Raw genomic sequence first — 3,364 nt, forward strand, 5'->3', positions numbered from 1 at the left:
CCCGCGGCCTCCGGCGTGACAGGCCGGCGCTCTAACCAACTGAGCTACACCCGCGTCGTTGGCGACCTTTTAAAGAGCAAAGTCCGCCGAAGCAAGCACTAAATTCAACCTTACCCAACTTACTCAAGTCAACCAACCAACCGCCGAAGAAGTTGGTGGAGCCGAGGGGGATCGAACCCCTGACCTCCTCATTGCGAACGAGGCGCTCTCCCATCTGAGCTACGGCCCCATGGTGCTGCCAGAGAGGATTGAACTCTCGACCTCTCCCTTACCAAGGGAGTGCTCTACCACTGAGCTACGGCAGCGTCCGGCGGGAGCGGGTGAATAGCAATCCAGACGGCCCCCTGTCAAAGGGAAAAATATCGAAGGGGGCATTTCTTTCTTTTCACCCCCGCGACGGCCGCAGGCGGCGCTTGCATCCCGCCGCTTGCGCGGGGCATCTGTGCCCCATTCCGACCATGCCGACCGACAGGTTTTCCCCGTGGATGAGGTTCTGAGCGAGGCGCGCCGCCTGATCGCGGCGCGGCATTACCGGCAGGCGGTGCGCCTGCTGCGGGACACCGCACCCGAGTCCGCCGGGACCGGTGGGTCCGCCGAGCGCGATCGGCTGACCGGCATGGCCGCGCTCGGCCGGCGCGACGCCGTCGCCGCCACCGCCGCGCTGGGCCGTGCCCTGACGCGCGAACCGGCGCATGCCGAGACCCTTCACCATCTGGCCCAGGCCGTGCTGGCCGCCGGGGACCGCCTGCGGGCGGTGCGCTGGCTGGAGCGGGTCGCGGCGGTCGACCCCGTCTTTCCCGGCCTGCGCGAGGCGCTGGCCGGCGCCTACCGGCGCGACGCCCTCTATGAGGAGGCTCTGCGGGTGACCGGGGAGGCGCTGGCCGCCGGGAACCGGTCGGCGGACATCCTCTACGAGCGGGCGGTCAGCCTCGCCCATCTCGGCGACGCCGCGGGCGCGCTGGCCGTCTTTGACGAGCGGCTGGCCGACGATCCGGAGCACGCAGCCGCGTGGTTCGGCAGCCACGCCGCGGCGCTGGGCCTGAACGGGGTGGAGGACGCGCTGCGCCGCCTGCGCCGGGCCGCCGACTGTCCGGGGGCGGCGGGCAAATACTGGGGCTTCCTGTGCGCCTACCTGCTGCTGCTGGGCCGCGACGCGGAGGCCGAGGCGCTGTATGGCGAGAGGCTGGCTGGTCAGCCGAAGCGCCTGCCGCTGGTGGAGGCGGTGACGGCGATTCGCCCGCACCTCGCCCCGGACGTCCGGCTGTTCGGCGTGGGGGCGGAGCTGCTGTGCTTCGCGCTGGAGCGGGCGGAGCTGCTCGGTCTGGTGCTGGAGTTCGGCGTGCGCCGGGGCACCTCGCTGAACCAGATCGCCGCGGTGGCCGGGCAGACCGTGCACGGCTTCGATTCGTTCGAAGGGCTGCCGGAGGGCTGGGTGAACGCGCCACGCGGCGTGCTCAGCACGGGCAAGAGCCTGCCGCCGGTGCGCGGCAACGCGGTGCTGCACGCGGGCTGGTTCGAGGACACGCTGCCGCCCTTCCTGGCGGCCCACGACGGCGCGGTGCGTTTTGTCAACGTGGACAGCGACATCTACTCGTCGGCGCGGACGGTGCTGACCGCCCTGGCGCCGCGCTTTCGCGCGGGGACGGTGCTGGTCTTCGACGAGTTCATCGGGAACCGGACGTGGCGCGAGGACGAATACCGCGCCTTCATGGAATACGCGGCCGGGTCCGGTGCGGCCTGGGAGATCATCGCCGTCAGCCCGCACACCAAGCAGGTGGCGATCCGGCTGACCGCCCTTCCGGTGTCATGACGCCGGCATCCTGACGGGGCTCCCGCCCCGGCCGCCGACCTCGCAGACTGCGGAGGGGACGGCCAGGGCAGGGGGCGCGGGCGGAGCCTTAGGACACGATGCGCCAGCTGCCGTCCGGCTGCTGGCAGGCGGTGCCGTTGGCCCGCTCGGCCTTGCCGCCGACATAAACGGTCTGCTGATACTCGCGGCAATAGTTGCCGGAGTTGTCGCGGCCGTCGCGGATCGGGGTGATGGTGCCGCGGTTGCCCGATTCCGGGTTGTTCCACTGGATGGTCGAGCCCATCGGCGCCGAATAGGCCTGGGTGGCGGCGCGCTGGGCGTAGCCCTCGTCCGCGCGGTCGAGCGACTGGCCGAGCTCGCTGCCCAGATAGGCGCCGAGCAGGGTGCCCACACCGGTGGTGATGAGCTTGCCGGTGCCGCCGCCGAACTGCGAACCGATCACGCCGCCGGCCGCCGCGCCGCCGAGCGCGCCGACCGTCTGCTTGGTCCCCAGGCCGCTGCCGCCGCTCTGGCAGGCGGCGAGCGACAGGGCGACAAAGGCGGTTACAGCGATCTTCTTCATAGGGTTTCTGCCTCTTGGTTCCGTATAAGCCATCAACACGTAAGGCTTCGCTTTAATCCAGGGGAGCCTGCGCTTTGGTGCGTATAACTCCCGTTCAACCGCCTCTCCCGTCATAGGCGGTGGCGGATAGAAGCACGGACCCGGCAGCCCTCGCCTGTTATCAAAATGGCGCACAAATGTCCGGCCGACCCCGCCATGCTCGCCGCCGTTGAGCATAAGAGCGAGGGAACCATCCAATGGCTTCGACCACCACGGGCAAGACCGACGCCAAGATTGTCGTGAACGCCTATGGGCAGTCCGCCGGAGGCATCTGGCCGCATTTCCGCCTGTTGATCGACGGCGTCGAGGTGGGCCAGGCAACCGTCAACGCCAGCAGCCCGACCGCCTACAGCTTCACGGTGCCGGTCACCGCGGCGCAGGCGCACAAGGTGCAGATCCAATACGACAACGACGCCGTGGTGAACGGCCAGGACCGCTCGCTGATCGTCAGCGGGGTCACCATCAACGGCAAGACCCACAAGCCGACCGACGCCAACGTCACCTACGACAAGGGCGCGCTCGACGGGAAGGACGTGGTCAAGGGCCAGTCCGGGATGTGGTGGAACGGCACGCTGGTGGTGGACACCCCGGCCGCCGACTTCCCCGCCCCGGCGGCGCCGGTCGCCGGAACCTCGACCTTCGTGGTGAACGCGCAGGGCATCGCGGCGGGCGGCACCAACGCGCATTTCAACCTGATGGTCGACGGCAAGAAGGTGGGGGAGGGCACGGTCGGCACCGCGGCCAAGGACTACAGCTTCACCGCCAACGTGGCGCCGGACCAGGCGCACAAGGTGCAGATCCAGTATGACAACGACGCCGTGGTGAACGGGCAGGACCGCTCGCTGATCGTCAACACGGTGACGATCAACGGCAAGTCGGTCGCCGCCACCGACAGCATCGTCACCTACGACAAGGGCGCGCTCGACGGGAAGGACGTGGTCAAGGGCCAGTCC

General features: G+C 69.2%; 3 protein-coding genes and 2 tRNA genes. 2 read left to right on the forward strand and 3 right to left on the reverse strand.

Annotated elements, in window-relative coordinates; translation table 11 throughout:
- Positions 1-153 precede the first annotated feature (153 nt).
- Positions 154-229: transfer RNA gene (locus DXK32_RS31710), tRNA-Ala, on the reverse strand.
- A gap of 1 nt (position 230) precedes the next feature.
- Positions 231-305, reverse strand: a tRNA-Thr gene (locus tag DXK32_RS31715).
- Between the two features lie 176 nt (positions 306-481).
- Here DXK32_RS31715 and DXK32_RS31720 point away from each other — a divergent pair.
- Positions 482-1,810 (forward strand): class I SAM-dependent methyltransferase, encoded by a 1,329-nt coding sequence (locus tag DXK32_RS31720; protein ID WP_247877441.1) that lies wholly within the window; start codon positions 482-484, stop codon positions 1,808-1,810.
- Between the two features lie 88 nt (positions 1,811-1,898).
- Here the strand turns inward: DXK32_RS31720 and DXK32_RS31725 are convergent, their stop codons facing one another.
- On the reverse strand, positions 1,899-2,372 hold the full coding sequence (locus DXK32_RS31725; protein WP_114862131.1) for an RT0821/Lpp0805 family surface protein: 474 nt from the start codon (positions 2,370-2,372) through the stop codon (positions 1,899-1,901).
- 236 nt (positions 2,373-2,608) lie between these two features.
- Between DXK32_RS31725 and DXK32_RS31730 the strand changes: the two genes are divergently transcribed.
- Positions 2,609-3,364, forward strand: a 756-nt coding sequence (locus tag DXK32_RS31730; protein WP_282184617.1) for a carbohydrate-binding domain-containing protein, incomplete at its 3' end; no start/stop codon positions are given.

The sequence above is a fragment of the Azospirillum brasilense genome, from assembly GCF_003349955.1.
GTDB classification, from domain to species: domain Bacteria; phylum Pseudomonadota; class Alphaproteobacteria; order Azospirillales; family Azospirillaceae; genus Azospirillum; species Azospirillum brasilense_B.

What these genes read in the sequence shown, in the direction of transcription:
- DXK32_RS31725 (WP_114862131.1), bottom strand. Translation starts at nt 2,372, where the DNA reads ATGAAGAAGATCGCTGTAACCGCCTTTGTCGCCCTGTCGCTCGCCGCC.